Source organism: Anabaena sp. PCC 7108, from assembly GCF_000332135.1.
Lineage (GTDB): Bacteria > Cyanobacteriota > Cyanobacteriia > Cyanobacteriales > Nostocaceae > Anabaena.
This window is the reverse complement of sequence record NZ_KB235896.1, coordinates 2,259,720-2,278,721: the sequence shown is the minus strand read 5'-3', so window position 1 is coordinate 2,278,721 and position 19,002 is coordinate 2,259,720. Positions and strand designations below refer to the sequence as shown.

17 protein-coding genes are annotated in these 19,002 nt (G+C 37.9%); 8 read left to right on the top strand and 9 right to left on the bottom strand.

Annotation, left to right across the window (positions count from 1 at the left end; all coding sequences use genetic code 11):
- Positions 1-5 precede the first annotated feature (5 nt).
- From ANA7108_RS0111130 to upp, 3 genes are all read right to left on the bottom strand, one after another.
- On the bottom strand, positions 6-260 hold the full coding sequence (locus ANA7108_RS0111130) for a YggT family protein (protein ID WP_016950866.1): 255 nt from the start codon (positions 258-260) through the stop codon (positions 6-8).
- 238 nt (positions 261-498) lie between these two features.
- Positions 499-852 (bottom strand): hypothetical protein, encoded by a 354-nt coding sequence (locus ANA7108_RS0111125; RefSeq protein WP_016950865.1) that lies wholly within the window; start codon positions 850-852, stop codon positions 499-501.
- Between the two features lie 72 nt (positions 853-924).
- Complete coding sequence (upp, locus tag ANA7108_RS0111120) at positions 925-1,581, bottom strand: uracil phosphoribosyltransferase (protein WP_026104123.1); 657 nt, start codon at positions 1,579-1,581, stop codon at positions 925-927.
- Positions 1,582-1,973: 392 nt separating this feature from the next.
- Here upp and crtH point away from each other — a divergent pair, with 392 nt between their 5' ends.
- The gene (crtH, locus tag ANA7108_RS0111115) at positions 1,974-3,473 is read left to right on the top strand and encodes a carotenoid isomerase (RefSeq protein ID WP_016950863.1); all 1,500 of its coding nucleotides are present in this window, start codon (positions 1,974-1,976) and stop codon (positions 3,471-3,473) included.
- A 142-nt stretch (positions 3,474-3,615) separates the two neighbouring features.
- Here crtH and purT read toward each other — a convergent pair whose 3' ends face one another.
- The 4 genes from purT to ANA7108_RS28770 all read right to left on the bottom strand — a co-directional run bounded on the left by purT (position 3,616) and on the right by ANA7108_RS28770 (position 9,270).
- Positions 3,616-4,794: a formate-dependent phosphoribosylglycinamide formyltransferase gene (gene purT, locus ANA7108_RS0111110; protein WP_026104122.1), complete on the bottom strand. Its 1,179-nt coding sequence runs from the start codon at positions 4,792-4,794 to the stop codon at positions 3,616-3,618.
- Between the two features lie 146 nt (positions 4,795-4,940).
- Positions 4,941-6,758, bottom strand: coding sequence for an ABC transporter permease subunit (locus tag ANA7108_RS0111105; protein WP_016950861.1), 1,818 nt, complete (start codon positions 6,756-6,758; stop codon positions 4,941-4,943).
- A gap of 43 nt (positions 6,759-6,801) precedes the next feature.
- Positions 6,802-7,752: an ABC transporter ATP-binding protein gene (locus ANA7108_RS0111100; protein ID WP_016950860.1), complete on the bottom strand. Its 951-nt coding sequence runs from the start codon at positions 7,750-7,752 to the stop codon at positions 6,802-6,804.
- A gap of 303 nt (positions 7,753-8,055) precedes the next feature.
- On the bottom strand, positions 8,056-9,270 hold the full coding sequence (locus ANA7108_RS28770) for a calcium-binding protein (protein ID WP_016950859.1): 1,215 nt from the start codon (positions 9,268-9,270) through the stop codon (positions 8,056-8,058).
- A gap of 872 nt (positions 9,271-10,142) precedes the next feature.
- On the opposite strand from ANA7108_RS28770, the gene leuB reads away from it, so the two are divergent.
- The 4 genes from leuB to accD all read left to right on the top strand — a co-directional run bounded on the left by leuB (position 10,143) and on the right by accD (position 13,900).
- Positions 10,143-11,231 carry a 3-isopropylmalate dehydrogenase gene (gene leuB, locus ANA7108_RS0111090; protein ID WP_016950858.1) on the top strand — a complete coding sequence of 363 codons (1,089 nt, stop codon included), beginning with the start codon at positions 10,143-10,145 and terminating at the stop codon, positions 11,229-11,231.
- A 91-nt stretch (positions 11,232-11,322) separates the two neighbouring features.
- Positions 11,323-11,583, top strand: coding sequence for a hypothetical protein (locus ANA7108_RS0111085; protein ID WP_016950857.1), 261 nt, complete (start codon positions 11,323-11,325; stop codon positions 11,581-11,583).
- Between the two features lie 65 nt (positions 11,584-11,648).
- Positions 11,649-12,470, top strand: a complete 822-nt coding sequence (locus ANA7108_RS0111080) for an A24 family peptidase (protein ID WP_016950856.1) — start codon at positions 11,649-11,651, stop codon at positions 12,468-12,470.
- Between the two features lie 479 nt (positions 12,471-12,949).
- Entirely contained in the window at positions 12,950-13,900 is a 951-nt protein-coding gene (accD, locus tag ANA7108_RS0111075; RefSeq protein WP_016950855.1) for an acetyl-CoA carboxylase, carboxyltransferase subunit beta, read from the top strand.
- Positions 13,901-14,065: 165 nt separating this feature from the next.
- On the opposite strand, the gene ANA7108_RS0111070 is transcribed toward accD, so the two are convergent.
- A complete protein-coding gene (locus ANA7108_RS0111070; protein WP_016950854.1) occupies positions 14,066-15,457 on the bottom strand; it encodes an MFS transporter in 1,392 nt (463 codons plus the stop codon).
- 158 nt (positions 15,458-15,615) lie between these two features.
- Between ANA7108_RS0111070 and ANA7108_RS0111065 the strand changes: the two genes are divergently transcribed.
- Complete coding sequence (locus ANA7108_RS0111065) at positions 15,616-16,860, top strand: extracellular solute-binding protein (protein ID WP_016950853.1); 1,245 nt, start codon at positions 15,616-15,618, stop codon at positions 16,858-16,860.
- 41 nt (positions 16,861-16,901) lie between these two features.
- Here ANA7108_RS0111065 and ANA7108_RS0111060 read toward each other — a convergent pair whose 3' ends face one another.
- Positions 16,902-17,867 (bottom strand): hypothetical protein, encoded by a 966-nt coding sequence (locus ANA7108_RS0111060; protein WP_016950852.1) that lies wholly within the window; start codon positions 17,865-17,867, stop codon positions 16,902-16,904.
- 211 nt (positions 17,868-18,078) lie between these two features.
- On the opposite strand from ANA7108_RS0111060, the gene ANA7108_RS0111055 reads away from it, so the two are divergent.
- Together ANA7108_RS0111055 and ANA7108_RS0111050 are read left to right on the top strand one after the other, a co-directional pair.
- On the top strand, positions 18,079-18,333 hold the full coding sequence (locus tag ANA7108_RS0111055) for a hypothetical protein (RefSeq protein WP_016950851.1): 255 nt from the start codon (positions 18,079-18,081) through the stop codon (positions 18,331-18,333).
- The gene (locus ANA7108_RS0111050; RefSeq protein ID WP_016950850.1) at positions 18,330-18,752 is read left to right on the top strand and encodes a type II toxin-antitoxin system VapC family toxin; all 423 of its coding nucleotides are present in this window, start codon (positions 18,330-18,332) and stop codon (positions 18,750-18,752) included. The genes ANA7108_RS0111055 and ANA7108_RS0111050 overlap by 4 nt, the downstream gene beginning before the upstream one ends.
- Positions 18,753-19,002 lie beyond the last annotated feature (250 nt).

Below are 19,002 nucleotides of genomic sequence, written 5' to 3'. Positions count from 1 at the left end.
TTCAGTTACACGATTGATTGCAATCCACTACCTAAAACTTGGAGTAGGAGAATCGCTACCATTGGAGAAAAATCCATCCCACCCAAAGGGGGAATAATTGAGCGGAACAGATTTAGATAAGGATCAGTAATTTGGCTCAAAGCCGCAAATGGTTGGTTATACCAATTGATTTGCGGGAACCAGGTTAACAAAACTCGAATAATTAGCAAAGAGCTATAAAAGGTAACGAAGGTTGCCAGTGTGTTAAATAGTAAATACATGGATTCGTTGGTTTCCTGCTAAGTGTCAAATGAGGTCTTATGATTGATTTTAATTGAACCAATGCTCTAGTACCGCTTGACGGAATTCAAAATCCAAAATTCAAAATCCAAAAACCTGGTTTAACAAGCTTTTTAATAATTTTAAATAGTTATTTGATTTCCGCCATACCGTCCTAATGTTTGGAAATCGTTGCCACATCTACCATAACTGGTGCGTTCACTATGTAACAAACATTTTTCAAGAGTCTTGGGAAAGACTGCGCTCATTTGCAGCTTGGACTGAATTGCCATTGACATTCCCTAACTGGTTACGAACATCATCAATCGTGGCATTGAGTTGGGCAATTTTATCTTCTAGCGATCGCCGTGCCGTTTCCATTTCCAAACCTTCATTGGCTGCGGCTCTCATTTGCCGTCTTTTAGCTGTGACTTTATTTCCTTCGATGGAACCATCAGAGAGTCCTATCTCCTCTTCTGCTGCCAACTGCGCGTCCCTTCGAGATGCCAGCACTGCACCCAGAATCCCACCAACTACGCCACCAACTAAAGTCCCAACAAAAAAACCACTAGCAAAACCATCTCGCTGACTCATATCTTTACCGCCTTCAAGAAACCTGCTACTTCCAAAGTATTTAAACCATTTTCTGGCTCTAGCTGCATCCTACTAGCTAATAGTTCCAAAAATGCGATCGCCTGCATCTCCCAATCCTGGTACTATGTATCCTTTGTCATTTACTATTTCATCAATAGTAGCGCTGTAAACCGTTAAGCCAGGATAAGCACTACTCAATTTTTTCAAGGCTGGTGGCGCAGCTACCACACAAACTATTCGTGTCAATGCGGGATCAACACCCCTCTGTGTCAATTCTGCCATTGCCGTCATTATAGACGCTCCTGTTGCCAACATCGGATCGGTAATTAACACCCTGGTTTCAGGGGCAAATTTTTCTGGCAATTTATTCAGATAACAAGAAACTTCTAGTGTTTCCTCGTTTCGCACTAAACCCAAATGGTAAATTGATGCTAAAGGTAGCAAAGTTTGCGCTCCTTCCAGTAAGCCTAACCCAGCCCGGAGAATCGGCACAACTGCAACAGGTACTAAAGGATCAATCAAAGTTGCTGAACAGGGAGCCAACGGACTCTCCACAGTTGTTTCTAGGGTAGGTAACCAATCTCGTGCCGCTTCATAAGTTAGCCATCTTCCTAACTCAGTAATTGCAGAACGAAATAATACTGAAGGCGTAGCCGCATCACGGGCAACTGCCAGCCAGTGCTTGATTAAAGGATGGGGTGGGACATAAACAAGCAATTGTTGCGTCATAGCCAGAAATAGGCAGCCTGTCATTATATAGGAACTGAAACATCATCATCATACTCTTTCCCGTGTGTGGCTGATCCCAAATTGGGATTGGCAATAGCCAAGTTTCTTCATACCCTACCTATCTATACCTATCTATTGAGATAATTTTTCATTAATAGTTGACATATATTCTCAATCAAGGCTACACTCTTAGAAAGTGTTCTCCTCTCTTTAAAGGATCGGCAGACGGGATTGGCCAGCAGCAGCAGGCTTTTCCCTCTTTTTTTGTCAATTCAGCATCATTAAACCAAATTTTGAGGCATTTATCTGGAATAAAATAGAAATCATGTATCATACATTAATACTATCTCCAATAGTATTGCTGATAAACTCCTAAACTAAATTTAAAAAATATGAATTACGAATTATTTGATGTTATTGTCATTGGTGCTGGTATTGGGGGTTTAGTAACAGCAACCCAGTTAGCAGCCAAAGGAGCAAAAGTCTTAGTTCTAGAAAGTTATCTGATACCTGGCGGTAGCGCTGGCTATTTTCAACGTCAAGAATACACATTTGATGTGGGCGCATCCATGATTTTTGGTTTGGGAGATAAAGGCACAACAAACCTACTTACCCGCGCCTTAGAAGCTGTAAATGTCAGCCTAGAATCAATAGCAGATCCTGTGCAGATTCATTATCATCTACCTAACGGGTTAGATATTAAAGTTGATAAAAATTATGAAAAATTTTTGCAAAATCTGATTGCTTATTTCCCTCATGAAGAAAAAGGAATTCGTGGTTTCTATGGTGAATGTCAAAAAGTCTTTAATTACCTAAATAGCTTTGAATTACTTTCCCTAGAAGAACCAGGATATCTACTGCGGGTATTTTTCCAACAACCTTTAGCTTGTCTAGGCTTGGCTAAGTATTTACCCCTAAATGTCGGAGATATTGCCAAACGCTACATTAAAGATCCGCTGTTATTGAAGTTTATTGATATCGAGTGTTATTGCTGGTCAGTAGTTCCAGCCGCAATGACACCCATGATTAATGCAGGAATGGTTTTTTCAGATAGACACTATGGAGGAGTGAAGTATCCTCAAGGTGGAGTAGGAAAAATTGCCCAAAAATTAGTTGCAGGTTTAGAAAAATATGGAGGTAAAATTCAATACCAAGCCAGAGTGACAAAAATCCTGACTGAACAGGGAAAAGCTGTAGGTGTAAAACTGGCTAATGGTAAAATTTATCATGCTAAAAAGATAGTATCTAATACTACGCGCTGGGACACCTTTGAAAAACTACTACCAGCAGATAAAATGCCAAATAATGAGAAAAATTGGCAACAAAGATACCAAAAATCCCCCAGTTTTTTAAGTTTGCATATAGGGGTAAAAGCGTCAGTTTTACCTGTCCAAACAGAGTGTCATCATATTTTGCTAGAAGATTGGGAGAAAATGGAGTTAGCGGGGGGGACTATTTTCGTTTCTATTCCCACCTTACTTGATCCAGATTTAGCGCCAAAGGGATACCACATTATCCATGCTTTTACACCACACTGGATTGCTGATTGGCAGGGACTTTCACCAAGTGAGTATGAAGAAAAGAAAGAACAAGCCGCAGGAGTAATTATTGAACGACTAGAACAGATTTTTCCCGGATTAGATGCTGGATTAGATTATTTAGAAATAGGAACACCGCTGACTCATCGTCGCTTTTTAGGCCGCACAGATGGTACTTATGGACCCATACCCAAACGTAAATTGTGGGGTTTATTGGTAATGCCTTTTAATCGTACCGCTATTCCTGGGCTGTATTGTGTGGGGGATAGCACCTTTCCTGGACAGGGTTTAAATGCGGTGGCTTTTTCTGGGTTTGCTTGCGCTCATCGCATTGCTGTTGATTTGGGTCTGTAATCAAAATATAGCAAATATTTGATTTTTGAAATATAGGTAGGGCTTACGCAAGTGTCACACCAAAAATCTATTGTAGGGTGCGTCAGACTTCATAAATCTAGTAAATAAACAGATTTTTGATATCTGACGTGGTTGGTGAGCTTTACGAATTACGAATTATTTTAACTTTACTAGCTGCCTTTGTTGCCTTTTCCCTCGCTTCTTTTTCATCAACACCTTTTGCTAAAGCCACTCCCATACGTCGATAAGGATGAGCAGAGGGTTTACCAAATAACTTAATATCTACATCTTTTTCTGCTAAAGCATCAGCCACACCAGTAAACTCAATAGAATCAGAGTTTTCGGAAGCTAAAATTACTGCACTTGCAGAAAATCCTAACTGCTCAATATTGGGAATTGGTAAACCTAAAATTGCCCGTAGATGTAATTCAAATTCATTCAAATTTTGGGAAATTAATGTCACCATACCTGTATCATGGGGTCTGGGGGAAAGTTCAGAAAAAATCACTTCATCTTGAGTGATAAAAAATTCAACTCCAAAAATTCCCGCACCTCCTAAAGCATCAGTAACTTTTTTAGCGATTTCTTGAGATGCTAATATTTTATCTTCAGAAATATTTGCTGGTTGCCAAGATTCTTGATAATCGCCTCTTTCTTGACGGTGTCCAATAGGAGAACAGAAAATTGTCGGTGCGTCCCATTGTTTAATTGTTAGTAAAGTAATCTCAATTTCAAAGTTGATAAATTCTTCGACAATTACTTTTTGACTGTCACCACGGGAATTAGAAATAGCATAATTCCAAGCTTTCTCAACTTCTGTTTGATCCTTAACCACAGATTGACCTTTTCCCGATGATGACATCACAGGTTTGACAACATTGGGAAAGCCAATTTTTTCAGAAATAGTAATTAATTCTTCTAAAGTTACCGCATAACCATATTTAGCTGTTCTAATTCCTAGTTCGTTATGTGCCAATTCCCTAATTCTATCACGATTCATTGTGTAATTAGTTGCCGCTGCTGTAGGAATAACTGTAATTTCTCTTTGCTCAAATTCCTGTAGTTTTTCAGTTCTAATAGCTTCGATTTCGGGAATAATAAAATCAGGTTGATGTTTACTGACAACAGCTTCTAAATCATCCGCATTGAGCATAGAAATAACTTCAGCACAGTCTGCAACTTGCATAGCGGGAGCATTTGCATAACGGTCAACTGCAATTACATAATTACCCAAGCGTTGAGCAGCAATTACAAATTCTTTGCCTAGTTCTCCTGAACCTAGCAGCATCAATTTTTGAGGAAGTCTGAGTGAGTGTTTCATGAATTTGTCTGTGAGATTTCAAATATCATTATTAAACATAATCAGTAATTTTGATCACAAAATTTAACCGCCGAGACAAGTGTCTAGCAGCGGTTATCATGTGTTTAATTAATTAACAAGTCTTTATTTTTGTCTTTAGACTTATTTTAACGTTCTGCTAATAATGCCTTTGTTGCCGACTCACCTAAGACTCTAACTTGTCTTGTTAATTGGAAGTTTAACAATGCTAGAACCGTAAAATCAGCTAGTAATGCCATGAAGATTGTCCCTGTTCCCGCGTATTCTATAGCTGACCAAGGAAAGGTAGAAAACAGCCAAATAGTTGGATTTTTGGAAGGATAAATATCCAAAAATTGCAGAATTACAGGTGGTAAAAACATTACCACAGCCACAGTACCAATTGCCCAAATATGACGCTTGGGATTTTTCATCAACAACATTAACTGAGCAATGGTAGCGCAAATCATTGTTAAGCTAATAGACAAAGCAACAGCTAACAATACTTTAATTTTCCCAAAGTCGCTATTGTCAAAATTTTCTGGTATGAGTGAAATCCAAACTATTAAAGGTATAGCAGCAATTGCTAAATTAATTGCTATTGCCATTATTGCAGGGCTTTTTTCACCGGAAAATAAATCTTGCCATAGAGATGCGTTTCTATGATTTTGGTGTCGATATCTTGCCCAATCTTGTACAGTTTGGCGATGAGGTGAGAGAATGGCAATTAACACGATAACTATGAGTAGGTTAAGAAATGCGACTAAGCCTATCAGGTTTACATCTCGTGTACGCTCAATGTCTTGCATCGATAATCCGATAAACATTAGCTGAGAAAAAGCTATAAAGAAATAACTTTGTCCCTTGCTTAAGATAGTAGTATTTGGGTTTCTAAAGCAGCGTTTCATTGCTTGCCAAATACCGTAAGTACAAATTCCGTAATTGATTAAATGAACACCTACTAAGCTAACTACAGTTTTACCTATTGGGAAATAGAAAAATTGTAGGTTGTCTAGGGGTGAACCTCTATAGATACGGAATAAATTGGGAAATAAATAATTAGTGATATCCCAAGGACTGACAAATCTCAACCAAGCAAGAGGGTTATTTATGTCGTTGCTATAAGATGATGCTATTCCCATTGTCGTAAATAAGAACAGGAGAATAACACCGCTACCTAACCAAGGTTGAAAACTGCTAAACCAGCGACTAACTAAACCGAATAAGAGTGCAGCACTGTAAAAGAAAATGCCACTACCAGCAAGAATGGCGTAGTAACTGAAAATATATCCTGAGGCAATATTTGCAGAATGTCCAGCCCAGAAGTGTAAAGGAATTGCTGTGAGAATAAACAGATAAATTAAACTCGGAACTCCTAGCATTTTCCCAGTCAAGATACTTGTTTCTGACTGTGGACTGAGGCGAATAAAGTTCAGTGTACCACGCTGTTCTTCTTTAGCTAAATCGCTGATGAGTAAATAAGTTCCAGCAACCAATAGTGTAAAAACAAAAATTACACTAAATGCTAAGAAGTAGTATTCCCAGTGATCTCTCCACCACAACTGCCAGTTAATTTGATCCGGAGGGCAAATATTCTGGGACAAATAACTCTGCAAGTTACTTATCTCTGTTTGAACTTGCTTAATTTGTGTTTCTAAGTTAGGAATTATGGTATTGTCTGATAGTGTAATTTGTCGATAGCTATCTATTTTCTGTTGAAGTAAGGTTTGCTGCTGATAAAGTTGTTGCTCTTGGTTTTGATATCCTTGTGTTAAATTACAGTAATTCGCTCTCAGAGAATATTTTTCATCAGGAAATTCTCGTAACTGAAACAAAAAAACCACAAGTTGCAATAACAAAGATGAAACAACAGTGATTAACACGTTAAAAGGCTTGAGTCTTCCTTTAAGTTCTCGGAATAGTTGTGGATTTAATTCACCAACTCTGTCTATGAAATTTATTAACATAATCAAAATCCCTAAGCATTGTAATTTTTGAATTTTGAATTGTCTATGATGCTTGTTTATGACCTAATTTAAGGAAAATAGTTTCTAGGTCTTCTTGGGTGCAGTGAAAATCAGTTAAGGGAATGCCTGTACTCACAAGCGATCGCAATAAATCAGCGCAATCTTCTTCTTTCCCCGAAAAATTCACCCGCACACTATTTTTGCTAGGTAACACCTCCCACTCTTCCACCAAAGGATGATTTTTTAGTTGACTCACCAATGTATCTATATTGCCCAAAGTTGAGACTAAAATTTGCTGTCGAGCCAGACGTTGATAAAGTTGTTGCAGTGAAGCACTTTCTACCAAAAAGCCTAATTCCATAATTCCCACTGAAGTACATAACTCAGCCAAATCGCTGAGAACATGGGAAGAAATTAGGATTGTCATTCCCGCTTCTCGCAAAGCTTTAATAATTTCCCGAAACTGCATTCTCGCAATGGGATCAAGTCCAGAAACAGGCTCATCTAGCAGCAATAAAATCGGTTCATGAATAATAGTGCGGGCTAAACTTAAGCGCTGCTTCATCCCCCGTGAAAGGGTAGAAATCAGGCTGTTACGTTTATTACCAAGTTGGATGAGTTCTAAAACTTCGTGTAGGCGTTGTGTGCGTCGCGGTTCCCGCAAACGATACAAACGGGCAAAATAATCTAGGTAGTCCCAGACTGTCAAATCATCATAGAGTGGATAATCATCGGGTAAGTAACCCAGGTGACGCTTGAGGGTGGGATTGCTGTGGTCTCGCAGTAAGCGATTACCATTAATATAAATCTCACCCGTAGTTGGTTCCTCCGCAGCAGCTAACATCCGCATCAGAGTTGTTTTGCCCGCGCCATTGGGGCCAATTAATCCGTAAACTTCTCCCATCTGGATTTCTAAGTCAACGTCGTTGACAGCAATGTGTCGTTCAAATTGCTTAGTTAGTCCACGGGTGCTAATTGCTAATTCTTTTGCCATAGCTGCTGAAGTGCGGCTTGTGATTATCCGTTAAGCTAACCTTTTTCTACAACATTTGTCACTCCTGTTTCGGAAATAGAAACAAGCTTTAGCTTTAGCGATACACGTTCTACCTGGCGAGAAGCCACTCCGCGTCTATGCGTCTTTGCGGTTTATTTAATCTCTATTCTTCTGGTGGGAAGGGAGTAATTGAAAAAAAATACCACCCCTTCATGTTGTTAAAGAGGTGGACTTCCATAGGATCAATTTATCTTGCTTTTCGTCAGTCTCGTAAACTCTGGACAATTGAATTCAATGTCGAAATTAGGCAATAACACTGAAATTTGCATCAGTGAGAGCTAATCCTGTCGATAACTTAGCGAATTGTGTCTGAGCGCCGCTACCATTTCCATCTGCGTCAAAAAATAGTTGGCCAGTAGCGCTGTTATAGATAAATCGCTGATCGCTGCTTGTCGCAGCTGAACCAATGGTAAATTGACCAGCATCGAATAAACCTGCGGTTAAACCACCAGCAAAACCAGCAGCGGATACTTGAATAAAGTCGTCAGCTACGTTGAAGTCAGTAATGGTATCAACACCTTCACTAAAATTATTGAAGCCGAAGATATCAGAGCCAACACCACCAGTCAAGCGATCGTTGCCAGTACCACCATAGAGGGTGTCGTTACCCTCGTTACCTTCAATAGTGTCATTACCAGCCTCACCAGAGAGGACATTATCGGCACTATTACCTTTGATGATATTGTTCAATTCATTGCCAGTACCATTAATGCTATCGGTGGCAGTGAGGACAAGGTATTCTACATTATCACCTAAAATCCAACTCACAGAAGACCTAACTGTATCAGTACCAGAAGCATTATCTTCACTGACAACATCCCCTAGGCTATCAACGATGTAAGTATCGTCACCTGCTCCACCATAGAGGGTATCGTCGCCAGTACCACCATTTAAGACATCACGTCCATCACCACCGTAGATTGTGTCGTTGCCAGCGTTACCTTCCAGAGTGTCATTACCAGCGCCACCAGAGAGGATATTATCGGCACTATTACCTTTGATAATATTGTTCAATCCATTGCCAGTACCATCAATGGCATCTGTGCCTGTAAGGACGAGATATTCAAAATTATGACCTAAAGTCCAACTCACAGAAGATCGGACTGTATCAATACCGCCTGCGTCACCACCAGAAACATTATCTTCACTAACAACATCTCCTAGGCTATCAACGATATAAGTATCGTCTCCTCCTTCACCATAGAGGGTATCGTTACCTGTGCCACCATTCAGAACATCGCGCCCTTCACCGGCATAGATTGTGTCATCACCAGCTTCACCATAGATTGCATCTCCGTCATTACCACCGAATATCACATCGTTACCTGCACCACCTTTGATCGTGTCATTACCCTCTCGACCATCTAGGTTATCATCTCCCAGTAAACCGAGAAATTGATCATTATCATTTGTTCCAACAATGATATTTTGATTGTCGTCGCCAACGTAACGTGTCATAGTTTTCTCCGAATTTTAATGAAGCTGTTCGGAAACTAGGTCTTGCTAATTTGAAACGCGAAAAAATACCCAGAAACCATTTCTGATAGACAAAGGCTGCATCCAATTTGCCAATTACTAATGTTAATGAAAAATGTTATTGCAACCTGGTATAAAAAAATGTGCATTGACGTGGATTTGTTTGTAGCTTAATATTACGCGAACTGCTTTCTTCCCTGAAATCATCTTTAAAGTTCGCTTTATGCTTTGTCTTTTTGAAAGTTTAAAGCAGAATTTTTATTCACAAAAGCAAGGGTATTTTTCACCTGTCACTAATGTAATAAACTTTGTGTTTCTGGTGTATTTTATCTTGCTATTTAGCAATACCAAGTTTATTTGTTCAAATACATCTTAATTTATTTGAGGTAATTGTCTAGATTAAATATCCATATTTTACATACTCTTCATATTCAAGAAAATATACTTTATTTAATATTTAAAGTTTGTTTTTATCAAGTATAAAATTATGTTGTATAAATACAAGCATTATCAATATCAAGAATCATTTTAAAATCCCTAGTAATGACAAAATAAGCACATTTATTGTGTATAAAAAATAATTATATTATCATAATTAACTTAATACATCTGAACTGTAATTACTAATTTAGGGCTATTTCCTCTATATATCGCAAATTAATGGCTACAGTATTGATTACGAAAATATAATATATCTGGCATTAATCAGTATTCTTATTCCCAATATTCTGCTTTACTTTTGAGTCAATTTAATCACATTAGTGATTTGTTCTCCCAAATTTAAAACTCCATAGGTACATTTTGCTCGGTATGATAATAAATCTGCCTAAACTTTTACATCATCACAACTAGTTATGACTCAAAACTATCGCATTACCCTACTCCCTGGTGATGGCATTGGCCCCGAAATTATGAATGTAGCGGTGGATGTGCTAAAACTTGTAGGGAAGCGCTTTGATATTCAGTTTGAATTTCAAACAGCCTTAATTGGCGGTGCAGCAATTGACGAAACAGGTGAACCCTTACCCTCAACTACCTTGGCTATGTGTCGCAATAGCGATGCTGTATTACTCGCTGCGATTGGTGGTTACAAATGGGATTCTCTGCCTTCTAATCAGCGTCCTGAAGCGGGTTTGTTAGGGCTGCGGGCGGGTTTAGAACTATTTGCCAATTTACGTCCAGCCAAAATTTTGCCCCAGTTAATTGACGCTTCTACCTTAAAACGAGAAGTAGTGGAAGGTGTGGATATTATGGTGGTGCGCGAACTCACGGGCGGGATTTATTTCGGTAAACCCAAAGGTATTTTTGCTAGTGAAACTGGAGAAAGACGTGGTGTAAATACAATGGTTTACACAGAATCAGAAATTGATCGTATTGGGCGAGTAGCTTTTGAAACAGCACGAAAACGGGGTGGAAAACTCTGTTCTGTGGATAAGGCTAATGTTTTAGAAGTATCTCAACTGTGGCGAGAAGGAATAAGTAAGCTGGCTTCAGAATATCCAGATATTGAACTATCTCATTTATATGTAGATAATGCTGCTATGCAGTTAGTACGCTCTCCTAAACAGTTTGATACTATCGTTACCGGGAATTTGTTTGGTGATATTCTGTCTGATGCGGCTGCGATGCTGACTGGTAGTATTGGGATGTTACCTTCTGCGAGTTTGGGAGCTTCTGGCCCTGGTGTATATGAACCTGTTCATGGTTCCGCCCCAGATATTGCCGGACTTGATAAAGCTAATCCTTTGGCACAGATTTTGAGTGCAGCGATGATGTTACGCTATGGGTTAAACCAGCCAGAGGCGGCGGATTTGATTGAAAATGGAGTGTTACAAGTTTTACAACAAGGCGATCGCACTGGGGATATCATGTCTTTAGGAATGAATCTGTTGGGTTGTCGTGCTATGGGCGATGCATTGATTCAAATTCTAGAAGCAAAATAATTCCCTGATTATGGCTTGAGGATTTTAACATTTTTTGCTAAAAGTTTCGGATAAACTAGAAGCAAATCTATAAATCACATAAACACCAATAGTGTACGCTGCACAACAAGGACAGGCGAATTTTTCCGCCCCAAAAAACCATCCGCCTTTGGTTGATCCCACTGTCATCAAAGCGGCTGGTCACATTTACTATACATACTGTGAGGTACATCCCGAAATCGTTGGGCAACCTTCAGGAGTAGCAATTAGTCGCGTAACTTATCGGGGTAAGGTGATTTTCACTCAACACCCAGTCTTGTTACCGCAAGAGTGTTTTGTGCCGTTAAATCAAATTGAATCCTATATGTATTAGTAATTGGTGAAGAGGTGATTCGCTAAAAACTGATAACTGGTAACTGGTAACTGGTAACTAATTATATGGACATTTTGATTGTTGTCCCTGCGAGTATCATTGTCTTTGCTTTGGGTACATCTATTGGTAGCTTTATCAATGTTGTGGTTTATCGACTACCTTCTGGATTATCAGTGCTTTGGCCGCCTTCTCGTTGTCCTCAATGCTTAAATAGACTCAAAGCTCACGATAATGTACCAGTGTTTGGCTGGTTGTGGTTAAAAGGGCGATGTCGTTATTGTAAAAACAAGATTTCTCCCCGTTATCCTGTGGTAGAAGCATTAACAGGCATAATGTTTTTGATAACATTTTGGGTTTTTCAATTTTCGATTTGGACAATCGGTTATTGGGCTTTTTGTAGTTGGTTATTAGCCCTATCCCTGATAGATTTAGATACGATGACTTTACCAAATCCACTAACCAAGTCAGGTTTGATTTTGGGAATAGTTTTTCAAATGGCTGTGGGTTTACTATCAACAGCTAACTGGGTAGGTTTAACAAATCACCTGATAGCTGCCATAGCTGGTACTGTCATTGGCTTATGGCTATTTGATGGAATTTCTATCTTGGGTTCTATCGCTTTTGGTAAAGCTGTCATGGGTGCAGGTGATGCTAAATTAGCAGCCATGATGGGAGCTTGGTTAGGTTGGAGATATTTATTGATAGCGAGTTTCATGGCGTGCAGCTTAGGAGTATTGATAGGTGGAGGGGCTATTATGCTGTCACGTCATCAAATGGGACAAAAGATGCCTTTTGGGCCTTTCTTAGCTTTGGGTGCTGTCATTACTGTATTTAGCGGCCAAGCTATTTTGTCTAACTATCTGCGGTTATTTGTTCCTGTATCTTGAAATATAGGCAACAAAGTCAAAATTCAAAATCCCTCGGATTTCCTTTTCTACTTTCCCCTGAGCTATGGAGAGACTCCGTGAACAAAATTCAAAAACAAATTTTAAATGTCTTTTTTCTGATCATGTACCTATTAACCCATGACTGTCATCTCCATTACCCACTTGGAACTTGAGATTTTGGTACAATTAGCCCATAACTTGCATTAACCTCAAATAGCAATATACAGTTGGCAAATACTAAGTATTCTATTACAGCAGGAAAACATTAGTATTGACATCATTATTTTCGTTAAGATTGATACAAAAGTCGCTGAAATCAAGTCCAAATTGCTGAGAATCTTAATTAGATGATTTAGTCAATTAAAAGAAATCATCAATCTAAAATCTACAATTTTCAATACCCACTTCCCTAGTGGCAATGGTCAATTTATACCGAATTGACCTGTTTTTGACCTCATACCCACTTACATAAGATAAAAATGGCGAACAACGAAGAATCACGCGGTTTAAAGTCTCTGTTTGATTGGTTTGCTAATCGCCGTAAACCTGGTTCTAGCAGTCTAGACCGACAAGAACGTGAAATTGCTGATGGACTGTGGCACAAATGCTCTAAGTGTGGTGTTTTAACTTATGCCAAAGATTTAAAAGCCAATCAAATGGTCTGTGTTGAATGTGGTCATCATAATCGGGTGGATAGTGATGAGCGAATCCGTCAATTGATAGATGCAAATACATGGAAACCACTGGATGAGCATTTACGCCCCACTGATCCTTTACAATTTAGAGATCGTAAACCGTACAGCGATCGCTTGCGGGAAACTCAAGAAAAAATCGGTTTAATAGACGCAGTCAAAACAGGCTTAGGTCAAATCAACGGTTTACCCATCGCTTTAGGAGTCATGGACTTCCGGTTTATGGGTGGTAGCATGGGTTCTGTTGTTGGTGAAAAACTCACCCGCATGATTGAACAAGCTACACAACGCCGTTATCCTGTAGTTATCATTTGCACTTCTGGCGGTGCAAGAATGCAAGAGGGAATGCTGTCATTAATGCAAATGGCGAAAATTTCCGCAGCTCTACAACGCCATCAAGATGCCCGCTTATTATACATTCCCGTGTTAACAAATCCAACCACAGGAGGCGTTACGGCTAGTTTCGCAATGTTAGGTGATGTTATTATCGCCGAACCTAAAGCTACTATTGGTTTTGCTGGAAGACGCGTAATTGAGCAAACCTTACGGGAAAAATTACCCGAAGATTTCCAAACGGCCGAAGATTTACTCAAGCATGGGTTTGTGGATGATATTGTATCTCGTACCCAATTAAAAAATACATTGGCACAGCTAATTGCTTTGCACCAACCTCTACCAACTACACCAAATATGGTTTTGTGGGAAACAATGAGTTTGAGTTCAACAGCTGCGGAGTAAAAGATTGAGGAGATGGGGAGATGGGGAGATTAATAATCCGGCGTTGCTGAATAAGGGGATGATTGAGGCTGACGCGGGGACACTCCAGACGCGGTGATTATATATATATTGATGCGGATTCTCAAATCATCCCGCAATTATGCAACGCCAATAATCCATTACCAATCACCTATTCCCTTTTTCCTGAACAAAAATTAGTGGGATAAGTGCAGCGAGTCGGCAAATACTAGAAAGGGCAAATAACCCTAGTAAACCTCCAAATTGAGGGAATTGGGCAATAAAACCACCAATTGTTGTCCCTAACGCACCAGTTACTCCAGCCGCAGCCGCAGCGATCGCAAAATAGATAGATTGGTTTTTTGATGGGGCAATTCCTAACATCATATTGTTATTACATAAATCAATTGCTGCCCCAGTACCACCAATAAAAATGTGTAATAGTGGCAACCATAGCCAGAATGTCAGGCTACTATTACCAATTAAAAGCCATAGCAACGGGGTAACTGCAACCAGAATCCCAATCACAATTAAAATTGGACGATTACCGATTTTGTCTGCTAGTTTACCCCACAGAATTAACATCAGTAGATTTGCCCCCGCTTGAATACTGACATAAACAGTTACCCAACTCACATCTAAATTCAATATTTCCAGTAGATAGAAATTAAAAAATGGGGCGCTAAGATTAATCGATAGTATCCATAAACTGAAATAAAGCAGAAATCTCCAAAAATTAGAGTTTTGCTGCATATTTTCAGTCACATAATTTTGAGAAATGGGTATTGATGCAGTTATTTCTGGTGATGAATTGGCATGAAATGTATTTTGTAATTTGGGATTCACATCAATTTTGAAATACTGACAACCTAACCCCATTATTCCTAAAATAATACCTACAAATAGAACTACTCCATAACCTTGAATAGTGCCACCATACCAATGTGATACAGCAAAACCAGTCAAAGGTACACAAACTAAATTTGTTAAGCTGGCAGCACTATTACGTATTCCAAAATACCTACCTCGCAAACGCCGAGGCACAATTATTGCTACCCAACTCAGCCAAGATGCGCTGCCTAAACCTCCCAAAAAATGGCTAAAACAAACAATTAATAATGTTAATATTATCAATTGCTGAGAGTTAACAACTCCGTAATTGACACCAACAATACCAATTACTAAAATCAGCCACAGTAAGCGAGAAGTTCCATAAGTTAGAAGCGAATATTGAAAGCGACTAGTAGTGCGTTCTGAGAAATAAGCACCCAAGGGTTGAATAAGATTCACCAGCATGGGAATTGAGTATAGCATTCCAAATATAAATGGACTCGCACCTAACTCTACCAACAAATTACTAAGCAAAATTCCACCAGTAGTCAGAGAGAAAATTCCTGAAAAAATAGCATCTGCTGTAGAGGCTTGTAAACTGGTACGAATTGCATTTTTAGGAAATTGATTGTTAGGTTGTGCGCTAGGAGAAAGAACTATTGGTGATGAATCGATCTGAGAAATTTCTAGATTTAAAGATGCAGCTATTTCAACCGGAAAAGAATCCATAAACTATCGTCTACAGGTGACGTAATATAGCAGAAGTTCAATTAATGATAATTGTTTGTTATTTTATCTAGCATTTCTCAACAAAACTTTAAATTGGTTAAATATCTTTCCTTAGTTACAGAAGCTATAAATAAAGTGAGAGAGACTTTTATCTATTTGTGAACAAAAGCAAGTGGTTATATTTTTGGGGATTATTGATAACTGTGGCTATCATTGTTATCAGTTGTCATCATCTACCACCCAGTAAATCATCAGTGACTATTAAACTCAGTGGTTGGGGTGGTTCTCCTGTAGAACAAAAACTTCTCAAACAGGTATTACAAGACTTTGAAGTTAAACATCCAAATATCAAAGTTAAATATGAGGTCATTTCTGATCAATACATGGATGTAATTAAAACTCGCTTAATTGGAGAAGCCGCACCAGATGTATTTTATCTTGATGCCTTAGAAGCTCCTTTTTTAATGAGTCAAAATGTCTTAGAACCTTTAGATAATTACATCACACCAGAATTTGATTTAGCAGATTTTGAAGAGAATTTACTGAATAGCTTTAAATATCAAAAACACATTTATGGACTGCCTAAAGACTATTCAACCTTAGCCCTATTTTATAACAAAAAAGCTTTCAGTAAAGCAGGTTTGGATAGTCCCCCAAATACTTGGAATGAATTACGCAGCTATTCTCAACAATTAACAGGTAAACTTAATAAATATGGTTTTGGTGAAAGTCCAGAATTAGCACGTCAGGCATATAAAATTAAAGCTTATGGCGGGAAAATAGTTGATAAAAAAGGTAATGCTACTTTTGCTAGTGAATCTGGGTTAAAAGGCTTAAATTTGGTAATTGACCAATATCAAAAAGAGCGAACTTCAGTTTTAAAATCCGATGTTGGTGCTAGTTCTGGTAGTGATATGTTTGGTCAAGGTAAAGTATCAATGGTAATAGAAGGAAATTGGGCTATTCCTTATCTGCAAGAAACCTTCCCGCAGATAGATTTTGCTACCGCAGAAGTTCCTACTATTAATAACAAAAAAGGGACGATGGTTTATACTGTTGCCTATGTGATGAATAAGCAAACAAAACATAAACAAGCAGCTTGGAAATTAATTTCTTACCTCACCGGAAAAGAAGGAATGGAAAAGTGGACAGGTAAAGGTTTTGCTTTACCAACTCGTAAATCTGTAGCCGAGAAATTAGGGTATGATCAAGATAATTTCAGGTCTGCTTTAGTTGCGGGTGTTGATTATGCTACTCCTTGGCAAGTGGGGAAATATCCAGCCGCAATTGCGAATAATTTTGATAATCAATTTATTAGTGCTTTGTTGGGAGAACAGCCGTTAAATCAGGCGATGTTGAGGGCGGAAAATAATGCTAATCAGCAGATTAAAATGATGGAATAGTTACTGTCTTGATTATCAAGCGATCGCAAAAAAATAATTTCTCATTCATTTAAATTCTGTGCAGATGAATTACTAAAATATTCTAAGTTGAGTTTAAAATAATGCTCAATTTCTGGAAATTGACTATACTCTTTCAATAATATTTGAAGCTCTGGTGATATTGGATGCAACTGTATTTTCTCTTTCCAGAATTCTTGCTTGTCTTTCCAGTTACTTATTTCTGAAGTATATTTACGTTTTATTTTAATCTTATACTCCTTGACTTTATCTTCATGCTGAAGTATTTCTCTACTTAGAATCATACTATTTAACAGTGCAGATATAGTCAGCATATTAATTTGTTTTTTTAGATTATCTAAGTAAGACTCTAAACCCGAAGTAACTCTATATGTTTTTTGATTTTGGTCTAATTCATAAATATTCAATATTTCATCTGTAATATGGTTTAATTTTCTGGAATATTTGGAAATTATATCTATATATTTAATTTCAAAAATTCCAACTGATTTGAGAGCAGATTCATATATATAATCTTTTTTTATGTTGTTAAACATCCTCTCAAGAGATTCTCTTTGTAATTTAGATATCCATTTTTTTATATTAATATTAAGTTTTTCAAAGTCCTCAATGTGAGCTTCCATACCTGCAATAAGTATCTTCGCTATTTTCTTTTGCTCCTGAGTTTTCCTAAAGCTTTCTAAAATTCTGTTTCCAATGTATAGACTTATAATTGCTCCAAAAGTTGTTAATACTTGTACAAGGATTTTATTGTCAAAAATCTGATTAAAATTTGGTGGTAGATTATGGAAAATATATGTTGACAAAAATGGAGAAACTAAAAAAAGTAAGGAAGGTAAAATAATAGGTCTATCGCTAAACCAGTCAACTGATACTTTTAATATATCAATCTCAGAGTTTATCTTTACAGCCTGCCAAATTAGCCATAAACCTATCAGACTGGTTAAGACTAAATTCCAAATTACTTCTGAGGTTAAATTTATATTCATATTTGATTTAAAAACAACTTATGTAATCATAATAATACGGTATTAATAATTACGCAACTAAAATGAAACTATACATGATACAGATTTGACTCAGGGATTCCCTCGTTCCCAGGTTTTATCTAGGAATGCAGTTTAGAAGGCTCTGCCTTATGTTATTGTCTAAATATAATGCAGTTTGTTGTAAATTGTTCTGTAGCCATAATGAGGTAATATGACAACTCAGGTTGTAATAGGAAATATTAATCCTTCTGTATTAGAAAAAATACAGGTTTTAGCGCAACGCCATAACCGCAGTTTAGAAGATGAAGTTAAAGCAATATTAGAAAATTTTGTAGAAGATAAATTAGTCAATCAAGAATCTGCTCAAGCACAAGCATGGGCAAAAATAGATGCTGCACGTCAGCGCCATTTAGGTAAAACTTTTAGTGATAGTGTTGAACTTTTGCGTGAGGACAGAAACGGTTGAGTAAATTTGTGGTAGATGCAAATGTTGGCATTAAATGGGTGTTACCCGAAATCCATTCACAAGCAGCATTACGTTTAAATAAACCAAATTACCAATTATTAGTTCCTGATTTCTTTTTTCCAGAAATTGCAAATATTTTCTGGAAGCGTGTGCGTCGAGGAGAAATGACCTTAGATGATGCTCAAAATGATTTGGAATTACTTTTAGAATTGCCTTTGCAAGTTTGCTTATCTTCTCCTTTAATGCCAATGGCTTTAGAAATCGCCGTAAGAGTTCAACAGGCGGTGTATGATTGTGTATATCTAGCTTTAGCTGTGAATAACGATTGTCAAATGGTAACGGCTGATGAAAGATTTTATAATGCGCTGTCTAACGATAAGCTGTTTAGTTATTTGTGTTGGATAGAAGATTTACAATAAATTTAATTACTAAAATATTTACTTCTTTATTTACCTCGTTCCCAGATTCTACCTGGGAATGCAGTTTAGAAGGCTCTGCCTTCTGTCAGTGTGAAAAGACACTAATAACGAATTTTGAACAGGAGGTAGAACCTCCCTCAAGACATTCCCAGTCAGAGACTGGGAACGAGATAAAAGCTGTAAAATTATAGAAAATTATCGAGGTCTAGTTGTGTTTCCCATCAACAGACAAAACAGGAACCAACCCTGG

What these genes read in the sequence shown, in the direction of transcription:
- ANA7108_RS0111080 (WP_016950856.1), top strand. Translation starts at nt 11,649, where the DNA reads ATGGACATTTTGATTGTTGTCCCTGCGAGTATCATTGTCTTTGCTTTG.
- ANA7108_RS0111130 (WP_016950866.1), bottom strand. Translation starts at nt 260, where the DNA reads ATGTATTTACTATTTAACACACTGGCAACCTTCGTTACCTTTTATAGC.
- ANA7108_RS0111055 (WP_016950851.1), top strand. Translation starts at nt 18,079, where the DNA reads ATGACAACTCAGGTTGTAATAGGAAATATTAATCCTTCTGTATTAGAA.
- crtH (WP_016950863.1), top strand. Translation starts at nt 1,974, where the DNA reads ATGAATTACGAATTATTTGATGTTATTGTCATTGGTGCTGGTATTGGG.
- accD (WP_016950855.1), top strand. Translation starts at nt 12,950, where the DNA reads ATGGCGAACAACGAAGAATCACGCGGTTTAAAGTCTCTGTTTGATTGG.
- purT (WP_026104122.1), bottom strand. Translation starts at nt 4,794, where the DNA reads ATGAAACACTCACTCAGACTTCCTCAAAAATTGATGCTGCTAGGTTCA.
- upp (WP_026104123.1), bottom strand. Translation starts at nt 1,581, where the DNA reads ATGACGCAACAATTGCTTGTTTATGTCCCACCCCATCCTTTAATCAAG.
- ANA7108_RS0111100 (WP_016950860.1), bottom strand. Translation starts at nt 7,752, where the DNA reads ATGGCAAAAGAATTAGCAATTAGCACCCGTGGACTAACTAAGCAATTT.
- leuB (WP_016950858.1), top strand. Translation starts at nt 10,143, where the DNA reads ATGACTCAAAACTATCGCATTACCCTACTCCCTGGTGATGGCATTGGC.
- ANA7108_RS0111105 (WP_016950861.1), bottom strand. Translation starts at nt 6,758, where the DNA reads ATGTTAATAAATTTCATAGACAGAGTTGGTGAATTAAATCCACAACTA.
- ANA7108_RS0111125 (WP_016950865.1), bottom strand. Translation starts at nt 852, where the DNA reads ATGAGTCAGCGAGATGGTTTTGCTAGTGGTTTTTTTGTTGGGACTTTA.
- ANA7108_RS28770 (WP_016950859.1), bottom strand. Translation starts at nt 9,270, where the DNA reads ATGACACGTTACGTTGGCGACGACAATCAAAATATCATTGTTGGAACA.
- ANA7108_RS0111070 (WP_016950854.1), bottom strand. Translation starts at nt 15,457, where the DNA reads ATGGATTCTTTTCCGGTTGAAATAGCTGCATCTTTAAATCTAGAAATT.
- ANA7108_RS0111060 (WP_016950852.1), bottom strand. Translation starts at nt 17,867, where the DNA reads ATGAATATAAATTTAACCTCAGAAGTAATTTGGAATTTAGTCTTAACC.